The sequence below is a fragment of the Kitasatospora sp. NPDC032121 genome, assembly GCF_055580145.1.
The window spans coordinates 1,119,708-1,144,654 of sequence record NZ_JBVILX010000001.1; the positions used below are offsets into that span (position 1 = coordinate 1,119,708).

Annotated in this window: 30 protein-coding genes and 3 tRNA genes; 18 read left to right on the forward strand and 15 right to left on the reverse strand. The window is 62.3% G+C overall.

The genetic code is table 11. The features are described 5' to 3' along the window. Positions 1–23: 23 nt before the first annotated feature. The 14 genes from ACZ5OX_RS05140 to ACZ5OX_RS05205 form a co-directional block, all read right to left on the reverse strand. Positions 24–545 carry a hypothetical protein gene (locus ACZ5OX_RS05140; protein ID WP_465628763.1) on the reverse strand — a complete coding sequence of 174 codons (522 nt, stop codon included), beginning with the start codon at positions 543–545 and terminating at the stop codon, positions 24–26. Between the two features lie 77 nt (positions 546–622). Next, a complete protein-coding gene (gene nrdJ / locus ACZ5OX_RS05145; protein WP_465628764.1) occupies positions 623–2,665 on the reverse strand; it encodes a ribonucleoside-triphosphate reductase, adenosylcobalamin-dependent in 2,043 nt (680 codons plus the stop codon). A gap of 19 nt (positions 2,666–2,684) precedes the next feature. Then, the gene (locus ACZ5OX_RS05150; protein WP_465628765.1) at positions 2,685–3,236 is read right to left on the reverse strand and encodes an RNA polymerase sigma factor; all 552 of its coding nucleotides are present in this window, start codon (positions 3,234–3,236) and stop codon (positions 2,685–2,687) included. Beyond that, on the reverse strand, positions 3,229–4,041 hold the full coding sequence (locus ACZ5OX_RS05155; RefSeq protein WP_465628766.1) for a metallophosphoesterase: 813 nt from the start codon (positions 4,039–4,041) through the stop codon (positions 3,229–3,231). Before ACZ5OX_RS05155 ends, ACZ5OX_RS05150 begins: the two co-directional genes overlap by 8 nt. Beyond that, on the reverse strand, positions 4,038–4,247 hold the full coding sequence (locus ACZ5OX_RS05160) for a hypothetical protein (protein ID WP_465628904.1): 210 nt from the start codon (positions 4,245–4,247) through the stop codon (positions 4,038–4,040). The genes ACZ5OX_RS05155 and ACZ5OX_RS05160 overlap by 4 nt, the downstream gene beginning before the upstream one ends. Beyond that, positions 4,147–4,461: a DUF3310 domain-containing protein gene (locus ACZ5OX_RS05165; protein WP_465628767.1), complete on the reverse strand. Its 315-nt coding sequence runs from the start codon at positions 4,459–4,461 to the stop codon at positions 4,147–4,149. Before ACZ5OX_RS05165 ends, ACZ5OX_RS05160 begins: the two co-directional genes overlap by 101 nt. Continuing rightward, positions 4,458–5,060 carry a toprim domain-containing protein gene (locus tag ACZ5OX_RS05170; protein WP_465628901.1) on the reverse strand — a complete coding sequence of 201 codons (603 nt, stop codon included), beginning with the start codon at positions 5,058–5,060 and terminating at the stop codon, positions 4,458–4,460. Before ACZ5OX_RS05170 ends, ACZ5OX_RS05165 begins: the two co-directional genes overlap by 4 nt. After that, the gene (locus ACZ5OX_RS05175) at positions 4,984–5,373 is read right to left on the reverse strand and encodes a CHC2 zinc finger domain-containing protein (protein WP_465628768.1); all 390 of its coding nucleotides are present in this window, start codon (positions 5,371–5,373) and stop codon (positions 4,984–4,986) included. The genes ACZ5OX_RS05170 and ACZ5OX_RS05175 overlap by 77 nt, the downstream gene beginning before the upstream one ends. 115 nt (positions 5,374–5,488) lie before the next feature. After that, the gene (locus tag ACZ5OX_RS05180; protein ID WP_465628769.1) at positions 5,489–5,914 is read right to left on the reverse strand and encodes an endonuclease VII domain-containing protein; all 426 of its coding nucleotides are present in this window, start codon (positions 5,912–5,914) and stop codon (positions 5,489–5,491) included. Next, positions 5,907–6,257, reverse strand: coding sequence for a hypothetical protein (locus tag ACZ5OX_RS05185; RefSeq protein WP_465628770.1), 351 nt, complete (start codon positions 6,255–6,257; stop codon positions 5,907–5,909). The genes ACZ5OX_RS05180 and ACZ5OX_RS05185 overlap by 8 nt, the downstream gene beginning before the upstream one ends. 23 nt (positions 6,258–6,280) lie before the next feature. Continuing rightward, on the reverse strand, positions 6,281–7,015 hold the full coding sequence (locus tag ACZ5OX_RS05190) for an AAA family ATPase (protein ID WP_465628771.1): 735 nt from the start codon (positions 7,013–7,015) through the stop codon (positions 6,281–6,283). Positions 7,016–7,218: 203 nt separating this feature from the next. Next, positions 7,219–7,977, reverse strand: a complete 759-nt coding sequence (locus ACZ5OX_RS05195; protein ID WP_465628772.1) for a PD-(D/E)XK nuclease family protein — start codon at positions 7,975–7,977, stop codon at positions 7,219–7,221. 4 nt (positions 7,978–7,981) lie between these two features. Next, positions 7,982–8,338 (reverse strand): hypothetical protein, encoded by a 357-nt coding sequence (locus tag ACZ5OX_RS05200; protein ID WP_465628773.1) that lies wholly within the window; start codon positions 8,336–8,338, stop codon positions 7,982–7,984. 234 nt (positions 8,339–8,572) lie between these two features. Beyond that, entirely contained in the window at positions 8,573–9,070 is a 498-nt protein-coding gene (locus ACZ5OX_RS05205) for a hypothetical protein (RefSeq protein ID WP_465628774.1), read from the reverse strand. Between the two features lie 458 nt (positions 9,071–9,528). Between ACZ5OX_RS05205 and ACZ5OX_RS05210 the strand changes: the two genes are divergently transcribed. From ACZ5OX_RS05210 to ACZ5OX_RS05270, 13 genes are all read left to right on the forward strand, one after another. Next, on the forward strand, positions 9,529–9,786 hold the full coding sequence (locus tag ACZ5OX_RS05210) for an HNH endonuclease (protein WP_465628902.1): 258 nt from the start codon (positions 9,529–9,531) through the stop codon (positions 9,784–9,786). Positions 9,787–9,822: 36 nt separating this feature from the next. Further along, positions 9,823–9,895, forward strand: a tRNA-Pro gene (locus tag ACZ5OX_RS05215). 31 nt (positions 9,896–9,926) lie between these two features. Continuing rightward, positions 9,927–10,002 (forward strand) — tRNA-Trp (locus tag ACZ5OX_RS05220). A gap of 57 nt (positions 10,003–10,059) precedes the next feature. Beyond that, positions 10,060–10,135: transfer RNA gene (locus ACZ5OX_RS05225), tRNA-Ala, on the forward strand. Between the two features lie 236 nt (positions 10,136–10,371). Then, positions 10,372–10,794: a phage terminase small subunit gene (locus tag ACZ5OX_RS05230; RefSeq protein WP_465628775.1), complete on the forward strand. Its 423-nt coding sequence runs from the start codon at positions 10,372–10,374 to the stop codon at positions 10,792–10,794. Positions 10,795–11,064: 270 nt separating this feature from the next. Then, complete coding sequence (locus ACZ5OX_RS05235) at positions 11,065–12,387, forward strand: hypothetical protein (RefSeq protein ID WP_465628776.1); 1,323 nt, start codon at positions 11,065–11,067, stop codon at positions 12,385–12,387. A gap of 9 nt (positions 12,388–12,396) precedes the next feature. Beyond that, positions 12,397–13,839, forward strand: coding sequence for a phage portal protein (locus ACZ5OX_RS05240; RefSeq protein ID WP_465628777.1), 1,443 nt, complete (start codon positions 12,397–12,399; stop codon positions 13,837–13,839). Positions 13,840–13,877: 38 nt separating this feature from the next. Beyond that, on the forward strand, positions 13,878–14,393 hold the full coding sequence (locus ACZ5OX_RS05245) for a hypothetical protein (protein WP_465628778.1): 516 nt from the start codon (positions 13,878–13,880) through the stop codon (positions 14,391–14,393). A gap of 124 nt (positions 14,394–14,517) precedes the next feature. Further along, on the forward strand, positions 14,518–15,606 hold the full coding sequence (locus ACZ5OX_RS05250) for a hypothetical protein (RefSeq protein WP_465628779.1): 1,089 nt from the start codon (positions 14,518–14,520) through the stop codon (positions 15,604–15,606). Then, positions 15,606–16,004: a hypothetical protein gene (locus tag ACZ5OX_RS05255; protein ID WP_465628780.1), complete on the forward strand. Its 399-nt coding sequence runs from the start codon at positions 15,606–15,608 to the stop codon at positions 16,002–16,004. The genes ACZ5OX_RS05250 and ACZ5OX_RS05255 overlap by 1 nt, the downstream gene beginning before the upstream one ends. Before the next feature lie 20 nt (positions 16,005–16,024). Continuing rightward, positions 16,025–16,306, forward strand: coding sequence for a hypothetical protein (locus ACZ5OX_RS05260; protein WP_465628781.1), 282 nt, complete (start codon positions 16,025–16,027; stop codon positions 16,304–16,306). Positions 16,307–16,323: 17 nt separating this feature from the next. Beyond that, entirely contained in the window at positions 16,324–16,650 is a 327-nt protein-coding gene (locus ACZ5OX_RS05265) for a hypothetical protein (protein WP_465628782.1), read from the forward strand. Then, positions 16,647–17,030, forward strand: coding sequence for a hypothetical protein (locus tag ACZ5OX_RS05270; RefSeq protein ID WP_465628783.1), 384 nt, complete (start codon positions 16,647–16,649; stop codon positions 17,028–17,030). The genes ACZ5OX_RS05265 and ACZ5OX_RS05270 overlap by 4 nt, the downstream gene beginning before the upstream one ends. Here the strand turns inward: ACZ5OX_RS05270 and ACZ5OX_RS05275 are convergent. Beyond that, positions 17,015–17,347: a GNAT family N-acetyltransferase gene (locus ACZ5OX_RS05275; RefSeq protein ID WP_465628784.1), complete on the reverse strand. Its 333-nt coding sequence runs from the start codon at positions 17,345–17,347 to the stop codon at positions 17,015–17,017. The genes ACZ5OX_RS05270 and ACZ5OX_RS05275 overlap by 16 nt on opposite strands. Before the next feature lie 112 nt (positions 17,348–17,459). Here ACZ5OX_RS05275 and ACZ5OX_RS05280 point away from each other — a divergent pair, with 112 nt between their 5' ends. From ACZ5OX_RS05280 to ACZ5OX_RS05300, 5 genes are all read left to right on the forward strand, one after another. Then, positions 17,460–18,380: a phage tail tube protein gene (locus ACZ5OX_RS05280; RefSeq protein ID WP_465628785.1), complete on the forward strand. Its 921-nt coding sequence runs from the start codon at positions 17,460–17,462 to the stop codon at positions 18,378–18,380. Positions 18,381–18,453: 73 nt separating this feature from the next. Further along, a complete protein-coding gene (locus ACZ5OX_RS05285) occupies positions 18,454–18,735 on the forward strand; it encodes a hypothetical protein (RefSeq protein WP_465628786.1) in 282 nt (93 codons plus the stop codon). 119 nt (positions 18,736–18,854) lie between these two features. After that, a complete protein-coding gene (locus ACZ5OX_RS05290) occupies positions 18,855–19,145 on the forward strand; it encodes a hypothetical protein (protein WP_465628787.1) in 291 nt (96 codons plus the stop codon). Between the two features lie 8 nt (positions 19,146–19,153). Next, positions 19,154–23,932, forward strand: coding sequence for a transglycosylase SLT domain-containing protein (locus ACZ5OX_RS05295; protein ID WP_465628788.1), 4,779 nt, complete (start codon positions 19,154–19,156; stop codon positions 23,930–23,932). 108 nt (positions 23,933–24,040) lie between these two features. After that, positions 24,041–24,946, forward strand: a complete 906-nt coding sequence (locus tag ACZ5OX_RS05300; protein WP_465628789.1) for a phage tail domain-containing protein — start codon at positions 24,041–24,043, stop codon at positions 24,944–24,946. Position 24,947 lies beyond the last annotated feature (1 nt).

Consider the following 24,947-nt stretch of genomic DNA (forward strand, 5'->3'; position numbering starts at 1 on the left):
GCAAAAAAATAAGGCCTTGCGGCCTACTTCGGCTTGAACGAACCGTCCTTCTGTCGCCACAGAGGCGGGCACTGATCGGACTTCTCGCGAGCCTGGCAGAACATTGCCGCCCAGTCTGCCTTCTCGAAAAGCTTCCGACCGTGGGGGCAGCTATCGCCGTCGTCAGCCGAGTTCTTGGGGGTGACCTTCCCGCCCTCGAATCGCTTCGGAGCTGCCCCGGAGCCGGATGGCGCATTCAGGCCCGTATTGAAGGCCTGCACCTTCGCGGCCCGCTCCAGCAGGCTCTTGAGCGCTGCGGACTGGGAATTCAGCAGGTCATCCATCTCACCGACGCTGCCAGCGCGGAGGACCAGGAGTGAGGCGTCATAGCCAGATCCACCCTTGAAAGAGAGCGTTACGTTCTCGGGGGCCGGCTGGAAGGTCTTGACGGGCTCAGGCTGGGACATAGGCGCCTCCGAGGCATTGGGGGTGGTGTCGGTCGTGGGTGCCGGCTGCGGCTCATCCCACGGAGAGGTCTCATCGAAAGGGGCCGGATAGGAACTCATTAGCGGGCTTCCTTCCCTCTGGGTTCAGTATTGCTTAGCAACTTCCCCAGTTGCAAGTTAGATTTTGGTGACGACATTCACACAGGGCATGCGCCCGATGCGCAGATTTCGTCATACGAGGTATCAGACACCCGGATTCCGAGGCGAGTTGCCTCCGTTTCGTATTCCTCTCGGGTGATCCGCTCGTAAGGAGCCTGGGCACGACTCAGCTCGGGGAAAATCGTGCTGCCCTTCAGGGTGGGCATGAAGTCGAGCAAGACCCGCTTCACGTCCTCGACGGTGTACCGCTCGGGATCGACGGAGGCCGTGTAGGACACGGCCTGATCGGCCCAGTGCTCCTGATAGAGCTGCTGGACCCGAAGCATGTCCTCAAGGGTCAGCTGTCCAGCGTGCTGGACGTACTCCGGGTCCAGGACCTCATCCACCAGAGGATCCTTGGTCGGGATCGAGACCACCATCGTGTTGGCCGCGTAGACGCACGGCTCGACGTGGTAGCCGCGTCGGCGGTAGTCCTCGACCTGTGCAGCCTCCGCAGGTTCTACGGTCGAGAAGCGAATGCGGCGGATGAAGTAGTCCGCGAAGGGCGCGTGAATCCCCTCCCCCGATGCGCCGGCCAGCTTGGAGATGGTCCCTGTTGGGGCGATCACGCGGCTCTTGATCGGCCTCGGGATGCGAAGCTCGTTGGAGTAGTCCGCGGCGGCCTGGTCCACGACGGCCGCGAACTCGCGGAGGTTCGCCGCGATCAACCAGAAGTCAGGCGCGTCCGAGTACTTCACGCCCTGCTTCGCCAGAAAATCGGCGAACGCGAAGTGCCCCACTCCGATGCGGCGATACCGCTTGATGGCCTCCGCGGATCGCGGGTCAGCCACCGGCGCGCACGTCGCCCGGATCAGGTAGCGAGTCAGTAGCCGGTGGGCCTGGTGGAGCCCCTCGAAGTCGACGTGCCCCATCTGGTCCACGTAAGCGCCGAGGTTCACCGAGCCGAGATTGCACGGCTCCCAGGGTGTAAGGGTCGCTTCTCCACATGGGTTGGTCGTGAATGTGCCGTCCACCTCACCAACGGCCGTCAGGTCCGAGTGCCAGAATCCGGGCTCACCGTTCCCGAGCGCGCCGGCCGCCAGGCGCGACAGGACGTCCCGAGCGGCCTCGGTGCCGCCAGGGCCGATGTCTTCGACGACCTCGCCACGGGCATAGGCGATGAAAGCGTCATCCACTTCCACGCTGATGTTGGTCGTCCAGTGCTGGCCCTGGTCCTCCTTACAGGCCAGGAACTCACTGATCTGCGGGTCAGCCCAATGCATGATCGACATCCGGGCGCTTCGGCGCACGCCGCCAGACACGATGCATCGAGCGATCTCGTGATCAATGGCCATGGCGTCCATGCCAGTGAGCGGCCCGCCGGCCGCACCCGCCAGGACCTTGCCGACCTCGATCAGCATCGAGGCGAACGGAACCGGCCCGGAGGCCGTACCGCCGAACTTCCGCAACGCGGCGCCCTTGTGGCGGACCCGGCTCACGTCGTACACACGGTCCTGCCGCACAAGGCGGCACAGGTCATTCCGGTGCGCGGTCTGGATCAGGTCACCCAGGGCGCTCGCCCAGCCCTCGCGCGAGTCCTCAACCGCGTAGGCCCCCGCCCAGGTGTGGGCGTACTCATCGGAGATCAGGCCAGCATCGACCAGGTCGAGGTAATCGGGGTGATCCGGGTCGCAGACGATGTGTACCCGGATGGTGTTCTCCACGGCCGGGAACTCAGCGAGGTACCGGGCCGAGTAGTTCGATCCGACGCCACCGCCCTCGGCCAGGCGGAGCAGGGTGAAGGTGAAGTGCTCTTCCGGGCGGCTCGAATCCCAGCCTGCGGCCCAGCAGTTGTTGAGCGCGAAGTCGTTCACCCCGGAGGACTTCAAGTGTCGGCCGGCGGGCAGCACCTTGAACGACTCTATGAGGGCAGTCAGGGCCTCGCGCTCACCCGGCTCAATGTACCGGGCCGGGACCAGCGAGAGGTTTCCGCTCACCACCCGCTCTACGGTCTCCGTCCAAGTCTCCAGCGTGCCATCAGCCTTTTCCCGGCGGTAAGTGCGCTCATAGACGGTCTGTGCGGTCTCAGTTTTGAAGGTCATGCAGTCTCTTTCTAGTTGGTTACCGCTTGCTGCGGACATGGCTATTCATTGCCACTGCGAGGGCATCGACAGCTCGATACGAAGTTCGCCGTTCAGCGTCATCCCTTGGAGGGAGTCCCTGAATGTAGATCCGCGTGAGGACTTCCCGGTACCGGTCGGTCAGCTTTCGGAGGCCGGCCGAGGCATCCATTCGCGCGGAAAAAATGTTGTCGGAGATCAGACACCGAGTGAGGTCATCCTTCTTCCCGATCAGAGAGGAAATCTCCTCGTCGGTGTGGAGGAAAGACCGGAGCGCGGTGCGAGCCTCGTCCGGCGTGTAGTAGTACTGGTCATCGAGCAAATCGCGCTGATTCTGCTCTCGACTGGCGTACGACTTGGCGACCCGCCAGGAAAGCTGACGAATGAATTCATCATCGTCGGCCTTCTTCGCCACGTGCTCAGCCTGCTCAACGATGTGGACCATGATTTCCTGGCGCACGTCGTCGGCCTCAACGATGGGCCACTTCAGCGCCATCTCACGGGCAACCTTGTAAGCGATCCCGTCAAGGCGATCCCAGTCCAGCTCAGGCACTCTTGTTCTCCCCCTTGGCGAATTTTCCGCCAACGCGCTTGATCTCTCCGAACCGCTTGCCCTCGACCACAAAAGAGCCGTCGTCAGCCACCGGAATGGCGTGAGGGGTTGCGCTGTACTTCCCGACATAGAAAAGACCGAAGCCCTTTTGCCAATTTGCCGGGCCATTCTTGAGGTAGCTTGCCTGACGCACATCCATCAGGTGTCCGACCTCAAATCCATAAATGGTCTTGAGCTTGCCATTGTGGCCGGTGGTGTGCGGCGAGATGGCTAGCCGATGGGTGTGCCCCATGACTACCGAGACGCCGGCCTTGATGGCCTTCATTCGGGCAGTCGCACCGGGTACCTGATTGAGCCCCGGGGACTCATGGCCGTGGATCGCAAGCCATCCAGGCGCAAACGGGTAGTACGGCTCTGCCTTCTCTACCTCGTAGGCCTGAAAGTCCAACAGGTTCTCGAACTTGTAGAACTGATCCTCGGCGGCGAGGGCCGGCGCCCGGCTGGCGAGGTACTTCCGCGGCCGTTCGTCGTGGTTGCCTTCGAGGACCTTCACCGGGCCGCCGTAGACCTCGCGGAGCGGGGAGAGGAAGACCTTCTTCGCGTACTCGGAGTCCTTGATGACATTGCCCTCGAACTCAGCCCGGGTGCCGGCCGACCAGCGGGACGGAGCCGGGTAGTCCACCAGGTCGCCGATCTGGATCACCTCGTCCGGCTGGTACTCGCCAATGAACGCGATGACGTTCTTCAGCGCCCGCTTGTCCTCGAACGGAATTTGCGTGTCACTGATTACGACGACTCGCTTCAAGCCTTCTCCTCTATCCGGTGGATGGCCTTCTTGAGCGCCCGCCGGATGCAGCGGGCCTCTCGGGCCGAGATGTTGACAGCAACCCGCTTCATGCCTTGCGGTCCGTCATAGACGAGATCGATTCCGACGAACCTTCCGCCAAAGGTCTGAACCTCGAAGAAGTGCATTCCGGCGAGGTCGATATCGCCGAACTGGATCCGCCTCATGCTGGGCCTCCAACTGTCGAATCTCATAGTCGATATACCATCGGGCCTTCTTCAGGTCCTCGACCGTGTTGTTCTTGAGGTCGGCCCTCAGGAGGTACTTGAGCGCGTTTCCCCGTACGAAGTTGAAATGCCGGGTAATCTCAATGACCTCTACCGGAAGCCACGTGTAGTGACTCGGGTGGTTAACGGCATCCGATTCCACTTCCGGCTTCACAGACCCAGCGCCTTCCGGTATGCGGCAGCCCCATGACTGTGAACGAATGAATTGATGTCGGTTCCCTGATCACCGAGGATGATGACCTTGCCGTTCGGCAGCTCGGCGGCGCGCTTGTCTGCCGCTGCGATCCCAGGCTCGTCGTTATCCGCAACGATAAAAACGACCTCGTAGCCGGCGAGGGCCGGATTGAAATGGGGGCGCCAAGCAGAGGTGCCCTGAGCCGCGATGCACGGGACGCCGGCCAGCTCGGACGCCTGGGCATCGAACTCACCCTCAGACAAAGCGATGTACGGGCTGGGGACGATCAGGGCCCCGGTGTTGTAGAGGCGGGGATGGTCACCGGGGAGGGACTGGTACTTGCCGTGGCCCTGGTGGTTCTCCTTGCGGTCCGGGGCCAGGTACTCGCCGGCCTCGTCCTTCACGCACTCCTCGGCGATGCACCGAAAACGGAGTGTCGCGACGCCGTGTTCTCCGCCCGCCGGCCGGGCGTATGGGATGACCAGCATCCCCCTAGACCGCTCATGCCCCGTTCTGGCCGAACCGACGTATCCGATTCCGAACCGGCTCGCCATTTCCCCCAAACCGCGGGCGTTCATGTACTTCTCGGCCGGGCTGTTGGTGTACTGGCCGAAGTAGTCCTTCGCCGCTTCCACCGAACCGGGTATGTGCGAACTCTTGAGCGCTTCTGAACCCAATGCCTTCCTCTCTTTGAATCACGTCGTAGCTGTCTTCCGAGACATCACACACGAAGCAACTCCACCGCTGTTTCTCCGTGTTCGCGCTCGCGCTCGGGTTCTCCTCAGAGTGGAGTGGGCAGAGTATTTTCTGCCACCCTCCACGGTCTCGGAGGGCTATTCCGTAGTAGTGCCGCAGGACTTCACTTATCGGCGGCTTCGGGCTGGGGCTCATTCCCGACCCTTCGAATTGTCACGGGGAAGTCGTATCGGCGAAAGGCGCTGTTCGCGGTCTCGTGCTCTCCGCGCCACTTTCGGAAGTCAAACTGAATGCCTTTGGGCATGTTGTTTCAGTCCTTGTCGAACGTGAATCTCGGCCCGAGAACCCGCCAGGCCGGATAGTCTTCGAGGTAATCAGCCGCCCGCCTCAAGACCTCGGGGCGATCTCTCGCACCGCGGGCTAGCAACTGTCCGTTGCAGCGCTGACAAAGAAGGCCGCGGATCGCCTCTGTCTTGTGACAGTGGTCCACGGCCAAATTCGTACGACGGGTTTCCCGGCAGATCGCGCACCGGCCGTCTTGTGCCTCAAAAAGGGCTTGATAGTCCTGGGCAGAGAGCCCGTAGGTAGCTTGGAGGCGAGCGGCCCGAGAGGAGGCGCGACTAGTAGCCTTGCGGCACTTTTCGCAGACCCGGCCTCTCGGGCCGACGAAGAACCTGCTGGCCCGGTTCTTCGCGCACTTCGAGCACTTGCGGTAGCCAGCCCTCGGCTCAGCCACGGGCCCGCAGGGAGGACTCCAGACGGAGCATGCGCCGCATGTCGGCCGCGCCGTCAACGAGGCCCCGAAGGTAGTCGAGCGAAACGACCCGCCAGTCCGTGGCTCCGCCGTCGTCCACCAGGCCGACCGCCGCCACGTTGATGCCCTTCCCGGACGACTGGAGCAGATCCCGCAGCATCGACCGGAGGTTCAGCCTGCGGGGGTCCTCGACCTGGAGGACCACCGCCACGACGCCGCCGCCGGCCGCCTCGACCTCATCGGCCGTGATCGCCTCATTCTCCATCAGGAGGAGGTCAACGATTTCCTTCTTGATGCTGTAGCCGCCGGTGCAGGAGTGAGTCATGGCGCTTATCTCTCTCGTCGTTGTCAGAAGGCGAGGGTGACGTCAGTGAGACGCAAATTCGACTGGTTGAGCTCGAAGGAAGCAAAGGTGTTGCCGGAGGAATCTTCGAAGCCCTCTCGATTCTTCACGACACTCACGTGAAGTACCCGGCCGTCCATTCCGTCGATCTCCTTGAAGATGGTCAGGATCAGGCTCGGTACGCGGCCGATCTTCCCCTTCACGCCGGAGAGCGGAATGGGGTTCATGCCGTCCGAGTGTTCACCGGTCACGTGGTGCAGGGCGAGGACGTGAGACCTGGTTTCCCGGGCCATCTCGGCAAGGTATTCACACAGCCCCTCCAGGCTGAACGTGAAGCTCTCCGCGTCTCCCACACCCCCCACATCGATATTCGTGATGTTGTCGATCACGATCAGGTGGGGGTAACACCCGAAGACCTCGAAATAGGCCGCGATGGTCGTCTCCAGGTCGGCCAGCGTAGGCCGGGCCTCGTAGACGAATCGGACCCACCAGCGTTCCCCGAGCACTTCGGCATAGTCACCGAAGTCGTTTTCCAGTAGTCGGCGCTTGACTTCCTTGGAATCCGCTCCCGTGATGATGGAGGTCGCACGGCTGACCTGTGTTGCCGCGCCAGAGTCCGCCGAGAAGTACAGGGCCGGCACGTTCCCGTAGAGCGCCAGGTTCAGGGCGAACAGAGACTTGCCCGTGCCGGGTCCGGCAACGCCCAGACTGAACGCGCCGCGAAGGAACTCGACCTCCATCCGACTGAGGCCCTTGAACGGGTTCGGGATGGGCTCACCGGCCGCACCTCTGATGTCCACGGACTGTGTCAGGGAATACATAGCAGTCCTTTCCGATGAGGTTCCCCAGTTGCAAGTAAGAGGGGAAAAAATAGGCCCGCTTCAGCGGGCTGCCCTCACACTCTGAGCTTACGTCGACAACTTCCCCAGTTGCAAGTAAAAAACTAAAAAAAATCGCACTTGTGCCTTACGTCACAAAAGCGGCAAAGGAATCCAGGGCTGGCCTCGAACCTCCCAGCCTTGACACCTTCATCCATGGCCGCGTATCGCTCACCCACCTGATCCGCGGTGACTGCCCTAAGGTCTACAGGCTTGGACAACCCGCTCTTCTTCGCGAGGTACCAGTCCCCTCGGTTCACCTGGATGCCGTGCGCCAGCTCCACCGCCACCTTGTACGTCTCAAGCTGGAAGCGGCTCTTCGTCACACCGGTCTTGAGGTCTCGGACCCTTACCGAGTTGTCGGCCTCGGCGATGAGCTGGTCAATGTAGCCGCGTACCGCGACGCCGCCCAGCTCGACCTTGAAGTACAGCTCAAGAGCCGGCTTGTCCTTGGCCGTCTGCCAGATGGCCGGCTGATGCTCCTGGGCCCACCGAACGTACTCGGCTGTCTGCTCCTGGCCGAGGACGTATCGCCGCTCGATGTCGGCGCCACCAGGGCCGGAGGCAGACAGCCAACGATCGGTGTTGGGCTCCTGGTCCAGGGCCCGGTTCACCAGGGCCGCGTACTCGTCGGAGAAGAGCTGCACGGCCTCCTCCTCTCCCATCCGTCGACCGCTCCTCTCAACGGCCTCGGCCGCGCTGTGGAAGGCGGTTCCGTGGTGGCTCCAGGCCGCCGGCAGGGGCGTGACGCGTTCGACGCGCTGTAGGAAAAAGCGCCAGCCGCACTTCTCATACTGCTCAGTCTGGCTGACGCTTCGGGGCATGTTTTCAATTGAAGTCAAGGGCCATCCTCGGGCAGAGTCGAACGTAGGTGTAGGAGGTGCAGTGTGGAAACCAGGGGTGTGGCCGAGTGCTTTCTGTCCTCTCGACAACCAGCCGCTCAAGGCGGACCCCGTAGCGCTGAAAGACCCGTTCCTCCAGGTCCACGAGTTCATCAATCTCGTCATCATTGATGCACGGGGCATAGACGATGTCCCAATATTCGCCCACCTTTGTCGCGAGGTGGTGGGCGATCACCAGGCATTCCGACTGGAAGAGGGACGATGAGCGAGTCTCGCTGTCCGCAATCTGTGCAGCCACTGCCTCGGCTTTGCTGGATGAGGTAAGGCTAAGCACTGCGAGCATTTACCGCCTCCGCGATCAGCCTCGCTTAGGGGTTTCCGGCGAGGTCAGGGCATAACTTACCGCACTCGCTCCGATACCTCCTCCGCATTAATGGTGACCTAACTCACCTATACACCGACTTGGCTGTTTCGATACCAAATCGTGATCCCAGGATCTTTAACGAATCGTCAGAAACACAAAACAGGCCCCGCTTCCTGTGCGGAGCCTGTGAGGATCAGGACGGAGTTATGGGGGCTAGGACGCAGGGGCGGCAGGGAGACTCAGGTACTTCTCAGCTTCGGGATTGCGCACCTCGCCGGGGCTGAGCTCAGGCCACCGGATCACTAGGTCACCGTCCTTCGGCTCCCTAGGCACGTAGGAAAACCCCTTGCTAGACGAAGGGTCGTACTGTAGTACGACCTCCTCCCTCTGTATGCGGGCCTGAAAGTTCGTCGCCGTGAGCTTCTGCTTCGCACTGAGGGAGTCATCCCCGAGCCGCATCCGCACCCACACTCTGAGCGCCTGGATCGGCCCCTCGTTCTGGTGTCCCGCTGAGGTCTGCACTCTCCAGACGGAGCCGATCAGGGCATTGGCCTGATTGACATAAGGCCGGCGCGTGAACTTGAGCCGATGCCGTGCAAGGTTGACTGCCTGCCTGGAGCAGCCGTACAGCGCCGCAATCTCGGGGTCGCTCTTGCCTTCGATGAAGCGCTTACTTAGCTCACTGTCGCTCGGCAGCTTGTATTCGGGCATCCGAACCTTCTCGTTATGTCTGTCTCAGCGATGTCTATTAATGATCAAGTTGGAGCGGAGTTTACGGGCCATACGCCCCAGTTGCAAGTTACGTCAAGTCGTTCGAACGTCTGTTCGCACGGCCCAATGTGACCCGGGTCTCACTTTGTCGAAAGGTGTCCTACCTCCACACCAGTTGACACATACATCATTAGTGAGAGAGCGAGAGAAACGAGCGAACGACACTTTCCAAACGGAATCTGTGTTCAAACTCGAACTAACTCCTCGATCTCCTTCATCTCCTCCTCTCAGTTGAGTCTCTGGTGAGACTCCAGAGTTAAGGAGGCCGGCCCCGGCTGCCAGTCCAGCATCCAGCCGGGGCCCAACTTCGACCACCCAGGGAGGTGCCCGTGCCCAGAGCCAAATCCATCTGCCTGAAGAGCGGGTGCACCTCCGTGACCGTGCGGGACGGGCGGTGTGTGGGCCACCAAACCCGACGATCCTGGGATCGAACCTCGGCCCGGAATGCGGCCCGTCCGAGTGACTGGGGCTCCCGGCGGGCTCGGGTCCTGGCTCGGGACCGGTTCCGCTGCCAGCTCTGCGGAGGCCGTGAGCGCCTGGAGGTGGATCACCTCGTACCGGTGGCCCGCGGTGGCTCCTGGGAGCCGGACAATTTGTGGACTCTTTGCCGTGACTGTCACCGCCTGAAGACATACGGCGACGACCGCCACACTTAAACGCCTTCCCCGCCGGTCGGGATCTAGTCCGGCTTTCTGGTCGTAGCGCAGTTGGTAGCGCACTCGGTTTGGGACCGAGGGGCCGCAGGTTCGAGTCCTGCCGATCAGACGAGGTGCCCGTGCCGTGTAACACGGGAAACAGGGGTGTAGCTCAGCTGGTAGAGCAGCGGTCTCCAACACCGCGTGCCGGAGGTTCGAGCCCTCCCACTCCTGCCATGCGGGTAGCTCCCGCAGGCCCGGAACCCCTCCCGGTACCAGGAGGGCAGAAGGGCGGTGCTGGTCGTCCAGCGGCCTAGGACTCCTCCCGTGCAGGGAGGCAACGCCGGTTCGAATCCGGTCCAGCACACCACCAACCACGTTCCCGGCCCGTCCCCTATATAGGGGAGCGGGCCTCACCCACTCTCGGAGGCTCGTCATGTCGTCTACCCGCTGCACTGGGGGCTGTGACGACTGCATGTCCAGTCGGCCGGCTCCGGCCTGGCACGCGCGAGCGGTTCGCCGCCGCGACTGGCATCAGGACGCCCGTGACGAGCTGGAGGACCTGGCCGACTTCTACGAGGTCGACGTGAGCCGGGTGAGGCTCCGATGACCCGAGGCCCGCAGCCCAAACCGAACGCCGTCAGGCGCAACAAGCACGAGCACGCGCAGGAGCTACCGGCCCTTGCCCAGCCCGGCCGGGAACTCCCCCGAGGCCTCGGGATCTCCACCAGCGGTGCCAAAAGGTTCTGGAAGACCTGGGCCACCTCGCCGCAGTCAGCCGCCTGGGCTGAGACCGACTGGGCCGAACTGGAGATCACCACTCGCCTCGTTGACGCCCTCTACCAGGGCGACCTTCGGCACGCCGGTGAGATCCGGCAGCGAACGAGCAAATGGGGCGGCACGGTCGAGGACCGCGCCCGCCTCCGCATGTCCATCAAGGACGACGAGGACCAGGCCGAGGACGCCGACCAGGCGCCGGCCGAGACCACAGACCTCGATGAGGAGCTGTTCCGACTACTGAATTCGTAACGAGAGGTGAGCCCTTGCAGACAGGCAACCTGCCCGCAGGGGTTCCAGCTCCGAACGAAACGCTCGGCTACCAGGTCATCCGGTGGTGTCAGAAGTACATCGTCCAGCCTGATGGTGAGAGGGCTGGAGAGCCTTGGCAATTCACCCCGGAACAGCTCCGCTTTGTCCTCCACTTCTACCGGATTAAGCCGGATGGGAGGTGGGTCTACTCAGCCGGCACGCTGCGGCGTGCGAAGGGCTGGGGAAAGTTAGACCCCCCTTCTCGCCGCTTTGGCGATCGTTGAATTTATCGGCCCCTGCCGATTCTCGCACTGGGATGCCTTTGGGCTACCAGTAGCTAAGCGGGTGCCTCTGCCAACGGTGCAGATTGGCGCGACCGCGCTCGACCAGACCGACCAGACCATGGAGATGATCCGTGGAATGCTGTCGGAGTCGCCGGCCGAGGCAGAATACGGCCTCGACATTGGCAAGGCCGTCATCCAGTTCAAGAGCGGCAAGCCGGGAACGATCCGACCGAAGGCAACTGCTGGCCGCACCAGCGAAGGTAACCGCCCATCGTTTTGCTTGATGGACGAATGCCATCACTGGGTAGGGTCAAATGGGGGCCCGGACTTCTTCCAAACCCTCAAACGAAATATCGAGAAGACTACCTCCGCAGGCTCTCGATGGGTCTCCACCACAAATGCTTACAATCCGAACGAAGATTCGGTTGCTCAGCAGATCCACGAGTCAGAGATGGTCCGTCAGGGCTACTGGCTTTACGACTGCCTTGAGGGCGACATCGAGGCCGGCGAGCTGCGAGACGAGGAGCGGGTCCGGGCCGCCCTGGTCGAGGCGTATGGAGACGCCACCTGGGCTGATATTCCGGGCCTGACCCGGACGATCCTCTACGACCGGACCACTCCGGATTCCACCTACCTCCGGTTCTTCTTTAACACGATCGCTGAAAGTAGCGACGGGTGGATGAGCAAGTCGGAGTGGGAAGATTGCGAGTCCGGCGACGACCCGATTATGCCGGGTGATCAGATCGCCTTGGGCTTCGACGGCAGTATCCGCGGTGACGCGACAGGCCTTGTCGGAGTCCGTCTCCGGGATGGCAAGCTCTTCGTGCTCGGGCTCTGGGAAAACCCCCGAGACCCGAATCGGCCGGACTGGGAAGTCGATGTTCTCGCCGTTGAAGCGGCCGTGCAGAAAGCTTTCTCCGCCTACCGTGTTGAGTGGATGTACTGCGACCCGCCGTATTGGCAAGAGGCCATCGGCCGGTGGGCCCTGGAGCACAACGACCGGGGCCAGGACTACGTATTCGAGTACTGGACGAATAAGCCTACTCGTATGGTCCAGGCAATCGAGCGCTTCCGGACCGCCGTAACGGTCAAGGACCTTTCTCATGATGGTGACGAAAACCTGACTCGCCATGTCCTTAACGCGGTTACCCGCGAGGTTCCTCAGGGCCTCCTTATCACGAAGGATTCGCCCCGTTCCAAACGTAAGATCGACCTGGCCGTATGCGCCATTCTCGCATTTGAGGCCAGAGCTGACGCAATTGCTGATGGGCGTCTCAAGGTGCGACGGAGGCGTGTAGTCGGCTTTTAGCGAGGCTGCATGATCGTCCCCCCAACTGGCTACAGTGCCATAGGCCCGCCGGAAAATCCGGTTCAGTGGCTCGCATATCTACACTCCAAGCTTCCCGGCGCTGGCTCGCCGATGAAGCGATTCGCCGAGTACTACGAGGGAAATCAGCAGAAGCTTGCCTTCTCGCAGATGCGATACAAGGATGCTTTCCGCGAGGTCTTCTCCGAGTGGCGAGACAACTTCTGCGGCATGATCATCGACTCCGCAGCGGAACGAATGCATGTCGACGCCTTTTCCCTTCCAGGTGACTCCGGGACGGACAAGGAGGCCCGCGAGTTTTGGCAGCGGTCCAGCATGGATGCCCTGTCCAACGCGGTCCACCTGGACGCCATGATTCAGGGCGTCTCCTATGCAAAGGTCTGGCCGAACAAGGCCGGAGACCCCCTCATCACCCCGGCCTCCGCCGAGCGTATGGCCGTGCAGTACAAGGCCGGCAGCCTGGTAGAGATCGAGGCCGCGGCTGAGTTCAACACGGACTCGTGGGGCCGCATCGGGGCAACGCTCTGGACTGAGGAATACGTCTATGAGGTGCCTTTCGGAGAGACTGACTGGGCAAAGGGCAAGAAGGCCCGCAATCCCCTCCAGACGGTTCCCGTTGTCGCCTTCACCAATCGGTCGCGAATCCTCGGTGACCCGTTCTCCGATCTGACGAACTGCATCCCGATTCAGGACGCGATCAACAAGACGATCATGGACGCCCTGACCGCGTCCGAGATGGCGGCATTCCCCCAGAGGCATGTCACAGGTCTTGAGATCCAAGAGGATGCCAACGGAAATCCGATCGAGCCCTTCCAGGTCGCGGTGGACAAGATCCTCCAGGCAGAGGACCCCCAGGCGCGTTTCGGTTCCTTCCCGGCCGCCGACCTCGGGAATTACGTGACCTTGGTCAGCATGCTGGTCCAGCACCTCAGTTCTGTATCTCGGCTCCCCCATCACTACTTCTTGGTGAATGGCGGCTCGACCCCTTCGGGCGAGTCGATCATCTCGGCCGAGGCCGGCCTAGTCGCAAAGGTCAGGGAACGCATGCTGCACTTCGGTGAGGCGTGGGAGCGGGTAATCCGCCTGTGCTTCGCCATCAAGGGTGACAAGCGCCGAGACGCCTTCAGCCTGGAAACGGTCTGGAAGGACCCAGAATACCGGACCGAAGCTCAGCATATTGACGCCCTGTTGAAGCTGAAGCAGCTCAATGTGCCAGAGGAACAGCTCTGGTCCGACGCCGGATACTCCTCCGCCCAGATCGAGTCTTTCCGCGAAATGCGGAAGGCGGACGCTAAGGCGGCTGCGGAGATTCAGAAGCTCGGGCCTCAGCCCCAGCACGACCCGGCCGCTCTCGAAGCCAAGAAGGCAGCCAGCAAGCCACCTCAGGGTAATGCGGGGAACGCGAACCGCAAGATCCACGAAGTGAAGAAGTAACGCCGAAATGGCAAGCCCATCCGAAATGGAGATTACCCATGCCCGAGACCGCTCCCACTTCCGAGCCGACTACCCCGACCACTCCCCCGGAGACCCCGCCAGCCGACCAGGCCGCGGAGGCCGAAAAGTGGAAGGCGCTCTCTCGCAAGAATGAGGACCGCTGGAAGGCGGCTTCCAAGGAGCTGGAGGACCTGAAGGCAGCGGCCATGTCTGACCAGGAAAAGGCGCTGGCTGATGCCCGTGCCGAGGGCCGTAAGTCCGCCCTGTCCGAGGTTGGCACCTCTCTGGCTGCGGCTGAGATTCGCGCTCAGGCTGCCGCTGCGGGCGTGACCGTGCCCACCGATTACCTCGACCTGAACCGGTTCCTCACCGACGACGGCAAGGCCGATACCGAGGCCGTGAAGGGCCTCATCGAGTCCCTTCCGAAGCCGTCGCCCGAGCCCGCGTTCCCTGACCTCCAGGGCGCTGGCTACCACCGAGGTACCGGCGGCGGCATCACGAGCATGGACCCCAATGAGCTGGCCGACCTGATCGCGGGCGGTCGGTTCCTCTAAGGCTCTTTTTTGCCCTTTTGCTTGCAACTGGTGAGTAGCTTCCCGGTAGCAATAACCCTTTTCTTCTAAAGCCCTGAGGCCCTTTGCGGCCTCGGGGCTTTTTTTATGCCCTGGAGCGTGGCCTATGGCGCCAACCACCCATCACTTCAATCTTGACCCAAAGCAGGTAACTGTAGCCGCGCTGGGTCTCCTGGACCGGCAGCTTACCCTTGGTGGTATCCCGGCTCGGTATTCTGAGCTGAACTTCACCGGTGGCATCGGTGACGTCATCAACGTCAACCGTGAGGCCCGAGGTATTCCGGTTCAGTCGGCCGGTATCACCGCCCCGATTACCAACCCAATCACGGGTGATAAGAATGTCTTCGCGGCGGCCTCGGATCGCCCTCTTCCGGCTGCTGACCGCCGGGCGCCTACGGGCTTCGTCAACGAGAGCCGCTTTCCGGTTCAGCTGACCACGCTCGCTCAGAACTCCACCGTTCTGAGCATGGAGCAGGTGGCTTTTGACCTGCGCCAGTTCGGCTCTCAGGTCCTTTCGAAGCTCACTCGCGGTTTCGCCGAGTATTTCGATGACACCACCGCCGCTTTTATCAAGGCGAATATCAACCGAAGTGGTCTGACTGTCGGCCAGAAGAACGCGATCGGCGGCGACGTCGCCGTTACGATTCCGGCAGCGGACGGCACCGCGGCGACCCTCTCGAAGCGTGCACTCAACATCCGAACCGCCCTGGTGGATGCGCGTCTCGCGCTCAACCTTGCGAATGTCCCGGCCTCCGAGCGGTACCTGATCGCCGGCCCCGAAGTTGAGGCGATTCTGCTCAAGGACCCGGAATTCGTGGCGGTCGATTATTCGGGTGACACCAACGCTCTTCGTCGCGCGACCATTGGCCGGATCTACGGCTTCGATATCGTGATCCACAACTCCTTCGGCCTGGAGATGTACCTTTTCCACCGTTCGGCGCTGTTCCTGGTGTCGGCTTGCCCGGCTATCCCGATGGGTGCCGTCAACGGCTCCATCCAGAATGTGAACGGCATTGCTACCCGAATGCTGATCGACTACGACTTCGGTAAGAAGGCTGACACGATCGGCCTGGACACCATGTATGGCCTGGCGACCGTCAAGGAAGACCCGGACTATTCGGTCCGCGGTACCACCATCGGTGAGAAGTTTGTGCGCGGTCTCAAGATTTCCATCACCGAGGCTCCGGCGGGCTGATGAAACGTTTCGCCACCGTTGAGGACGTGGCCGCCCGCCTGGGGCGGCCCGTCCTGGACGACGAGCGTCCCCGGGTTGAAGCCCTGTTGGACGACGTGTCGGCGCTCATCGCCGAGCACTGCACCGGTAGTTGGGACAGGGCCGCCCCTCCGGCCTCGTTCAAGGTGATTGCCTGCGCCGAGGTGATCCGCTGGCTATCCGTGACGCCCGGAGTGGTGAGCGAGCGTACCGGCGAGCTGGAGGTCCAGTTTGCGGCCTCCGCCGCGCAGGCCGGCCTGTCCGAGGCCGCGAAGTCGGGCCTCCGCCGCTACCGGCGAGGCCTTTCCACGATCCGCCTCACCACGTGGGATCCGCTACCTGTCGAGGAGGTGTCGCCATCCGGTACACCGAGCCCGTAGAGGTCCATCGCGCCGCCCTGGTGGCGGACGCCTACACCAACCGGCGGGACTGGGAGCACTCCGCCCGGGTCTGGGCAGGCCTGGCTTCGGTCCAGCCCGGCAAGCCATACACGGTCCGCTCCCCCGAGAGGGAGACCACGGTTGACCGCCTGGTGATTTACCTCCCGTTGAGCGCGGTAGTCGACTCCGCGGACCGCATCACGGTCCGGGGCATCACGTACCAGATCGAGGACGAGCCCGCCCACTGGCGGGCTGGCGGCCTCAGCCACATCACCATCAAGGCCGTGCGGGTGAGGCGATGAGCAGGTTCACCCTTCGTATGGATCGGAACTGGGAGCGGGAAATCCTCGCCCTCCCACAGGCCCGAGAGATAGTCGAGCTGCATACCGCCGACGTCGCCGCCCTGGCCATCAAGGAGGCCCCGCGAGCGAGCGCGACCCGCAACAACTGGAACTCCACGAAGCGCAACATCGAGGCCCTGGTCACGCTCTACCAGGGCGGTTGGTACGGCCAGGTGGTCATTGAGTTCGACCACGCGGTTCGACACACCATGCTCCAGGAGCGGGGCTATCGGGACCGCAAGGGCCGCCGCCACCCCGCCCGCCTCTTCCTGAAGGCCGCCCTGGAGAAGGCGAGGATTGAATGATTGATCCCGTCAAAGTCCTCTGGGAGTACCTGAGTTCACTGCCCGACCTGCCGCAGGGTTCCGTGACTGGGGACCTGGTTGGCCGCGAGGCCGGCGAGACCACCGTCTACCTCGCTGAATCAGGTGGTCACCGTCTGGTCCGGGACCGGATGGACAGGGCAGACGTCGAGTACGACGTGTACGCCGAGGACCGCGCAGAGGCTAAGCGCCTCGCGCTCCTGGTCCGCCAGGCCCTCCTTGAGGAACTGCCCGGCCAGGAGGCCGGCGGCGCCCTGGTGCTCGACGTCGCCGAGGTCTCCCGGCCCCGGTACTACCCGGACTCGGTGAGCCGGGAGCACATGTACGGCGGCGAGGTCACCGCCTTCTACGTCGAGGCCTGAGGCATCCTGCACAGGACATCGGGCTCGACCTCGCCAGTCTCCGTGTTGGTGACGGGTTCCCACCCGTACCGGGAGTACCAGGCCGTCAACTCCTCGGAGTTCAGCCCTTCCGGCCCCGGTTCGACGGACAGCATCAACACCACCTCGTCTTCGTCGGCCGCAGCGGTGATCTCCTTCAGCAGCTCGCGCCCCCATCCCCTCCCTTGAAAATCGGGATCAACCCGGATTTCCGTGAGGATCGCTACGGCGCCCGAGTCCGGGTCACACAGCAGTGACGCGTAGGCCCGGCCCTGGTGGTTTACGTAAGCACTCTTCATAGGGGCCAACCTACTTCCTCATAACCCCTAACTTGTGGGGTTTCCACCTTTCTCATACAAGCCTCGTGGCCATGTGCTACGGGGCTTTTTCTATGCCCGGAGGCCAGAGCATATGGCTAATGACGCCCAGAAGATCCGATTTGCTCCTAACGGTGGAGTGTTCGTAGCTCCCGCCCCGAATGGCCTCCCTGGTGGGACTCAGCTCCCGACCGATGTCGGGGACGGCAAGGCTGTTCCCAGCGGTTACAAGGCTTTCGGATATGTCGACGAGGGCGGCGTGACGATCACGCCTTCTATCGAGACTGATCCGGTTAATGCGTGGCAGAGTGCCACCCCAGTCCTTTACAACGTTAAGTCTGCGAGCATGCAGATCAAGGCGACCCTTCTGGAGACCAATCAGCTCACCTCTGAACTCTTCTGGGGTGCCCCGTGGGTGGCTGTAAAGGATGACAAGGGCGCGGACACCGGGACCTACCGCCTGGACCTTTCCTCGACCCCGGACCTTCAGGAAATTTCCCTGGTGGTCGACTGGTCCCAGAACGGCACGCTGTACCGCTGCGTGATTCCGCGGGCGATGATTTCTGATCGTGGTGCGATTACCCTTCAGCGCACCGAGGCTCAGAAGTACGAGCTGACCATTTCGGCGCTGGACGCCAATGGCTCGCTGGGCTACGTCCTCACGAATGACAACGTTAAGGGCACCGGCGGCGGTATTACTCCGCCTGCTCCATTCGCTTCCACGGTTGCTGTGCCAGGTTACGCCTCCAATGATTCGGCGGCGTCCTCCTGGACTGCCCGTGTAACCGTTACCGGCGTTACCAGCCCGGCTACTGTCAAGCTGCTGAATGGTGCCGGCACTGCTTTCCAGCTTCAGACCACTCTGAACGCTGACGGCAATTTCGACGTGACTATTCCGAAGGGCCAGGCAACCGCCGAGCTCAAGGTGACTCACGCTGGTGTGGATTACTGCTACACCGTTTCCGACAAGACGCAGGTGGGTTCCACGAAGACCTGCACCGTCGTTACCGGCTAAACGTCGGTGGCCTCTGCCGGGGAGGGCAATATTCCCCGGCCCCCATTCTTCCCTTTAGATGCTGGAGTTCCCCATGGCTGTTGCCAAGAAGACCGCTGCCCCGAAGACTGCCGCCGCGAAGGCGGAGGCCACCGACGAGCCGACGACTTTCGAGCACGCCGGTATTACCTTCACGGTCCCTGCTCCTCTGGATATGCCGCTGGAGATTCTGGAGGCCGAATCCGAGGTGGAGGCGGTCCGCCTGATTGTGGGTGAGGACGCCTGGGCCGAGTATCGGAAGACCAAGCCGACCATCCGCGACTTTCAGGCCCTCTCCGACAAGGTCAACCGGGCTCAGGCCGGCCAGGGAAACTGATCCAAATCGTTGGGGTTATCCAGGAGTACCCCGACGAGCTTGAAGCCGACCTCTTGGAGTTCTACGGCGTTGACCTCCTGGACCTCTGGCGCGGACGGCTATCGCTACGCCGTGTACACGTGCTGATCTCCGCCTTGATGAACAAGGCTGGCCGCTCCGCGCTCCTGGCGGCCATGGATGAGACGGCCCAGTGGGGCACCGCGGATCACCTCCTCGCCCGGGTGAGTGATGCCCTCGAACTCTCCAATTTCTTGTTCATCAAGGCCAATTCAGACTCCCCGACTGGCCTGCCGATCCCCGAGCCGGTTCCCCGACCCGGCATGGAATCTCCCGAACTCTCGGCACCGGAACCGGACTTCGCGTCCGGGAGTGAGCTCGCCGACTTCTTCACCCGCATGAGCAACCTGTAGGAGGCCGCATGGCACCGAGTACTCGCGGCCCCATCAGGGTGGGCTCTGGCTACATCGAGATCAGTACGGATCTCAGCCGGGAGTCTTTGACCAAGTTCAAGGCCGAGCTGACCAAGCAGATGGAGCGGGCCGGCGCAGAGGCCGGGAAGTCGCTTACCGCTGCGGCCACCAAGGGATTCGAAAGCCTGCCGAAGGCTGCCGCCACGGCGGCGAAGAAAGCGAAGTCCGCCGTCGAGGCGGAGGGCAAGGACAGCGCGGAGACGCTGGCGAGGATTGAGCGTGAGCTCACGGCCCAGTTCGGCGCCGAGGCCGCACGTCGGTTCAAGGAAGCTCGGGACCTGGAGGTCAAGAAGCAGCAGCTCGCCGAGGAGACGTCGACCGTCACCCAGCGGGCGCTTCGGACCGCCGTGCAGCAGGAGACCGAGGCTGCGACGGCTCGCAGCCGGCTGACTCAGCGGCAGGAACAGGAGCGCGTGGCTAGCCTACGCCGCCAGGCCGAGGAGGCCGCTCAGACCGCCCGCCAGGAGCGCGCTCTTCGACAGCAGGCTCTTGAGGACGAGGCCCGTATCGATCGGGAGATTGAGGCAACCCGGCTCCGTCTCGAACGGGAAACTCAGGCGGCCATTCGGGAGACTGCGCGAGTCCGTCAGCAGGCCCAGCAGCAGGCTATCCGGGACGAGATTGCCCAGAACTCGGCCATGCGGGACGGACTCCGCCAGAGGCTTGCCGAGACCCGCACCACGCTATCCGATATGGAGACCGCTCACACGTCGGTCATGACGCGAATCGGTAGCGGCTGGAAGAAGACCTTCGAGGGGACCGAGAAGTTCGGAACGACCCTCGCTGAGAGCGGGCACCTCGTAACCAACAACCTGGTTACCCCTCTCGGTATCGCGGCCGCTGCTGCAACTACCTTCGGCATTAAGTCCGCCGACGCCATGATTTCCGCTCAGACCGGCCTCAGGGGCATGGGAATTGAGCTGAAGGACGTTACCGGCCTTCTTGAGCAAATGACCGAGTACGGTATTCAGACGCCGTACAGCGTTAACGACATGCTCAAGTACGGCACCCGATACGCCCGAGCTAATGCGGCGCACAACAAGGATTTCGCCTCTGACGATCCAGTGGAGCACGCAAAGGGCTCCAGAGAAGTCGCTCAGCGGTCCGTCGACATGGTCAAGATGATTGGTGACTCGGCCGCTTACGGCGGTGTCCTCGACCCGACCATGGTCAGCCAGGGTATGTATGCGCTTGAGGTCATTCAGGACATGGGCCGTACGCCGCTGCGTAACCTCAAGCAGCTTGAGCGTGCGACAGGTATTCCCGGCCAACAGATTGCCAAGCTCCTTGGTTTCCGTGATCGAGCCCTCACCAAGGACGAGATCGCAAACTTCAAGAAGATGGACAAGGAAAACGGGATTGACCGCGAGATCCCGACAACGAACGAGGCCTCGGCTCAGCTCTACGCGTTCATGGCCGACGCGAAGCACACGGGCGGTGTGACGGGCGAGCAGCTTATTGAGAAGCTTCTCGCACACTGGCAGGACCCGAAGCTCCAAATCAATGGTGCAGCAGCCCGTATGGGTGGCGCGACGATCAGCGGCCGAATAGAGAACATGAAGGAGGCCGCGCAGTTCAAGCTCGGCCAGCTCTTCTACTCCAAGGGCGAGGACGGCGCTTACGAGTACTCCAATCTTGGCCAGAAGATCATGGGCAAGAAGGTCATGGACGACAATGGGACGCATTTTGAAGGCGGCCTGCTTAATGATGTCCAGGACATCGGAAAGTCCGTGTTCCCGACCCTCAAGCTGACCGTCGAGAAGTTCATTGACACCCTGACGAAGTTCACGGGGTGGATCAAGAAGGCAGCGGACTTCCTTGAAGAACACCCGGGCCTTCGGGACATGGTCCTCAAGGCGGCTCAGCTCGCCGCCGTCTTCGGGCCCCTGGCGATTGCTGCCGGTGCGGTCCTTAAGCTCGTCGGCAAGGCCGGGAAGCTCGTCGGCACGGGGGCCGCTGTTGCAGCAGCTCCAGTACGGGCCGCCGGCCGTGGAGTCCGCGGAGCGACCCGAGTTGCCCGCCAGACCCGTGCAGGCCTGCAAAGCCGCAGCGACGGTGACGGGTTCTTGCAGGGCTACCGGAACCGCCGAATCGAACTGAGCGGGGGTACCAGCGGAGACGAGCGCCGGGTCCGCACTGAGATCCGGGAGCTTGAGCGGCAGATCCGCGAGGCGGACGTAAGGACGGCGGAGCTCCGCCGAGACCTCCAGGCGATCAACAGCACCCAACTTCGCTCCATCATCGGGGAGTTGTCCGGGGGGAACCGCAGCGTCGAGGGTGCCGCACAGGCCGCCCGAGCCGAGGTCCACCAGGTCCAGACGCAGGGGATCGAGCCCCTGAACCGGGCGAGCCTTTCCGGCCTTCGAGGCGAGTTCACCACCACGCGCGAGAGCGCCGAGCGCCTGGTGGCCGCCGTCAAGGATGGTCAGCGCGAGATCGGCCAGCTTGACGGCAAGAAGTTGACCGCCCTCAAGGTGACTGTCGACTCCGCCCACGGCGCTGTGACCGACTTGAAGAACAAGATCGAGAACACGTCGCTCGCCGTCACCCAGCTCAATGACAAGAAGCTGGTGGGGCTCAAGGTGGCCGTCGACTCCGCGCACGGCACGGTCACCGACCTCAAAAACAAGGTGGACGACACCGCTCGGTCTGTCGGGCTCCTGGACGCCAAGAATCTGAACGCCCTCTCAGCAGAGTTTCGCCAGGCCCACGGGGCGGCGGACCAGCTCCACGAGAAGATTGGACAGGGCACAGGAGCGGGCTCGGTGGCCGGCCGCGTTGGACTCCTCAACCAGAGGTCTCTTTCCGGCCTCCGTGGTGAGTTCGACCAGACCACCGCAACGGCTGATCGCCTTCACGAGAAGATCGGCCAAGGAACCGGGGCGACCAGCGTTGCCGGTCGTGTTGGGCTCCTGAATCAGAGGTCCCTGTCAGGGCTGAAGAATGAATTCGATGGGGTTCACAACTCCGCCGATTCTGTCTACACCAAGGTTGGCCAAGGCACGGGTGAAGGCAGCCTGGCAGGCCGAATAGGCCTCCTGAATGGCCGTTCTCTGAGCAGCATCAAGGAGCAGGTCGAGAAGCTGAGCGGTGCCCTGAGCACGGCTCACACGCACGCTCACAACCTTGATACCTCGATCGACAACATCACCAAGAAGGCGCCTGGAGGAACCTCCGGGGGTTCGCCCTCGAAGCCGGACAATAAAAAGAAGTACGCGACTGGTGGTGTCCTTCCGGGCTATGCGCCAGGTGTGGACTCCATTCCCGCGATGCTCTCTCCTGGTGAGGCAATTCTTCGCCCGGAGGTCACCGCGGCCCTCGGGCCGGCGCTGATTCACAGCTGGAATGCCGCTGCTCGAAAGGGTCACCTCTCCCGATTCGCCAGCGGCGGTATTGCCGGGCGCTTGGGGTTCAACGAGATCACCGAGGCCATCCGTCTTCAGAACATCTGGCCTTTCGCAACCGGCGCGATCAACGTAATGCGATTCGCCAAGTCTTCGGACGATGTTGGCGGTGATGCCCAAACTGGAATGCTGGGTGCTGGCGCCAACACGTCGAGGTGGATTGGGTCCGGCGTCGCCGACCGTTTCCGGGGCATATTCGACTTTGTTACGAACGACTCTTGGAAGCTTCTCCGACGAGTCCCAACCGTCCTAGGTCAGGTCGCCGGCATTGTCGGCGGGACTGTCGCCCCAATCTTGGGAGATTACTTCTGGGATGACGTCTGGAAGGGCAACGGGAACATTGTCGACCGAGGCAACAAATTCCTTTCGGACACTTTCTCGGTCGAGACTCTGAAGCGCGCCGGATCGAATCTGGTCGGCGGGGTCTGGGAGTCCGTGAAGTCTCTGGTCGGTGGAGCAAAGGACATCATCACCGATCCAGTCGGTAGCGTCACTGATGCCTACCATGCGATTTCGGATATGGCGTCGGCTGAGATTGACCAGGTTGTGGACATGGTCAAGGCCATCAAGGATATCTATGATGCGCCCGACGAATACGCCGGCTCCGTCCTCATGGACGTTCTGAGTACAGCCAAGGAGGCGCTTCCCAATACCGAGGGCCTGTTCGACTTCGACAAGAACGCCAAGGTCTCCGGCGTAGAAATCCCGCCTGAGGCACTGAATTTCATGGATATGTTCGGCGGGAAGCTCGACCCGACCGGAGACCAGGTCACTCGTTGGCGTCCAACTGTCCAGCGGGTCCTCGGGGAGCTGGGCGTCAGCCTAGATTACACCGACCTCATTCTTCACCGAATCAAGGTGGAGTCAGGCGGTGACCCGAATGCGGTGAACAACTGGGATAGCAATGCTCTCAATCCCAACATCGGCGCATCTGCTGGCCTCATGCAGACGATCCCGGCGACGTTCGCGGCGTACGCCGGACCGTATCAGTACCTCGGGCGCCTTAACGGCCTTGCCTCGATTTACGCGGGCCTGAACTATGCCATCCACCGTTACGGCGCCAAGTGGCCGCAGGCCCTTTCGGGCACGTCCGGGTATTGGTCCGGGACGCTTTCCGCGTCGCCGGGCCTTCGCCTGGTCGGCGAGCACGGGCCCGAGCTGGTGAATTTCCGTGGGGGTGAGCGGGTGCATGATTCCGGGGATACCCGGCGAATGCTCCAGGGCAAGACCTACGAGATTCACGTTCACGAGGCCAAGTCGGAGGACACCACTCAGGCAGTTCTTCGCGCCCTCCAGTATGCGGAGGTTATGTCAGCCATGTAGTCATTTGGAGGCCCCATGCCAATTCCGGCGATTAAGCCGCTGGTTCTCGACCAGCAGCCGGCACCTCTTCCACTGCCACCTCAGCCGGTGGCATGGGGCCACACTCACGTGACGATCACGGGCTCTAATGGTGAGGGGGAGGAAATCCCCCTCACCGCCTTTGCTACCCGGGAATGGCCCGTCATCCTGATCCAGGCCGGCGCCACCGGGCTGGATATGCCGCCGGTCGAGCTGCATTCCGATGACAGCCCGAATTTGGATGGTTCGATCTATCGCGGCTCGCGGGTGGCAGCTCGACAGATCATGATCCCGGTATACCTGCACGGCGTTGACCGTCGCACCTTGAAGGATCTCAAGCGGCGGCTGATCTCAGCACTCAACCCGAAGAACGGGTTCTGTGTCCTCAAGTTCACTGAGGCTGATTCACTCACCCGGACTCTCTACGCCTATTACAAGGGCGGTATGGAGGGCGACGAAGGCGTAGACAACGCCGGTTTCCGTTTCATGAAGTATGGGCTCCAGTTCACGGCCTTCGACCCGTGGTTTTATGGGCCTGATACTCAGGTTGCGGAATGGAGTTTCGGCGGCGGGAAGCCCTTCCTGAAGACAGGAAAGGCTCTGTTTCCGCTCTCCCTGAGTAAGGGGACTCTGTCCAGCAAGGACATCCCGATTATCAATCCGGGCGACGTCGAAGCGTGGCCCGTATGGGACCTTAAGGGGCCTATCCGAGGATTCCGGATGACCGCACCGGACGGCAAGTCCTTCGGGATCGCAGCGGGGGGTACTGGCAGCCCTGACGCGGTGCCGGCGGGCCGCACCCTCACTGTAGACACTCGACCTGGGGTGAAGACGCTTAAGGACGACCAGGGCACCAACTATTGGACAGAGCTGGACGCCTCTCCCGCGCTCTGGCCCATTGAGGCCGGAAAGTCAGCCATCTCCGTCGACCTCACGGCAGGCAGCTCTGCTGCCTCTCTCCGTCTTTCCTTCCGACCTCGCTATGAGAGTTACTGAT

Coding starts and splice junctions, on each gene's coding strand:
- ACZ5OX_RS05245 (WP_465628778.1), top strand. CDS start 13,878: ATGCCCGAGACCGCTCCCACTTCCGAGCCGACTACCCCGACCACTCCC.
- ACZ5OX_RS05205 (WP_465628774.1), bottom strand. CDS start 9,070: ATGCCCGAATACAAGCTGCCGAGCGACAGTGAGCTAAGTAAGCGCTTC.
- ACZ5OX_RS05295 (WP_465628788.1), top strand. CDS start 19,154: ATGGCACCGAGTACTCGCGGCCCCATCAGGGTGGGCTCTGGCTACATC.
- ACZ5OX_RS05285 (WP_465628786.1), top strand. CDS start 18,454: ATGGCTGTTGCCAAGAAGACCGCTGCCCCGAAGACTGCCGCCGCGAAG.
- ACZ5OX_RS05280 (WP_465628785.1), top strand. CDS start 17,460: ATGGCTAATGACGCCCAGAAGATCCGATTTGCTCCTAACGGTGGAGTG.
- ACZ5OX_RS05230 (WP_465628775.1), top strand. CDS start 10,372: ATGACCCGAGGCCCGCAGCCCAAACCGAACGCCGTCAGGCGCAACAAG.
- ACZ5OX_RS05200 (WP_465628773.1), bottom strand. CDS start 8,338: ATGCTCGCAGTGCTTAGCCTTACCTCATCCAGCAAAGCCGAGGCAGTG.
- ACZ5OX_RS05270 (WP_465628783.1), top strand. CDS start 16,647: ATGATTGATCCCGTCAAAGTCCTCTGGGAGTACCTGAGTTCACTGCCC.
- ACZ5OX_RS05190 (WP_465628771.1), bottom strand. CDS start 7,015: ATGGAGGTCGAGTTCCTTCGCGGCGCGTTCAGTCTGGGCGTTGCCGGA.
- ACZ5OX_RS05160 (WP_465628904.1), bottom strand. CDS start 4,247: ATGAGGCGGATCCAGTTCGGCGATATCGACCTCGCCGGAATGCACTTC.
- ACZ5OX_RS05240 (WP_465628777.1), top strand. CDS start 12,397: ATGATCGTCCCCCCAACTGGCTACAGTGCCATAGGCCCGCCGGAAAAT.
- ACZ5OX_RS05175 (WP_465628768.1), bottom strand. CDS start 5,373: ATGAGCCCCAGCCCGAAGCCGCCGATAAGTGAAGTCCTGCGGCACTAC.
- ACZ5OX_RS05275 (WP_465628784.1), bottom strand. CDS start 17,347: ATGAAGAGTGCTTACGTAAACCACCAGGGCCGGGCCTACGCGTCACTG.
- ACZ5OX_RS05250 (WP_465628779.1), top strand. CDS start 14,518: ATGGCGCCAACCACCCATCACTTCAATCTTGACCCAAAGCAGGTAACT.
- nrdJ (WP_465628764.1), bottom strand. CDS start 2,665: ATGACCTTCAAAACTGAGACCGCACAGACCGTCTATGAGCGCACTTAC.
- ACZ5OX_RS05265 (WP_465628782.1), top strand. CDS start 16,324: ATGGATCGGAACTGGGAGCGGGAAATCCTCGCCCTCCCACAGGCCCGA.
- ACZ5OX_RS05195 (WP_465628772.1), bottom strand. CDS start 7,977: ATGCCCCGAAGCGTCAGCCAGACTGAGCAGTATGAGAAGTGCGGCTGG.
- ACZ5OX_RS05255 (WP_465628780.1), top strand. CDS start 15,606: ATGAAACGTTTCGCCACCGTTGAGGACGTGGCCGCCCGCCTGGGGCGG.
- ACZ5OX_RS05185 (WP_465628770.1), bottom strand. CDS start 6,257: ATGACTCACTCCTGCACCGGCGGCTACAGCATCAAGAAGGAAATCGTT.
- ACZ5OX_RS05170 (WP_465628901.1), bottom strand. CDS start 5,060: ATGAACGCCCGCGGTTTGGGGGAAATGGCGAGCCGGTTCGGAATCGGA.
- ACZ5OX_RS05140 (WP_465628763.1), bottom strand. CDS start 545: ATGAGTTCCTATCCGGCCCCTTTCGATGAGACCTCTCCGTGGGATGAG.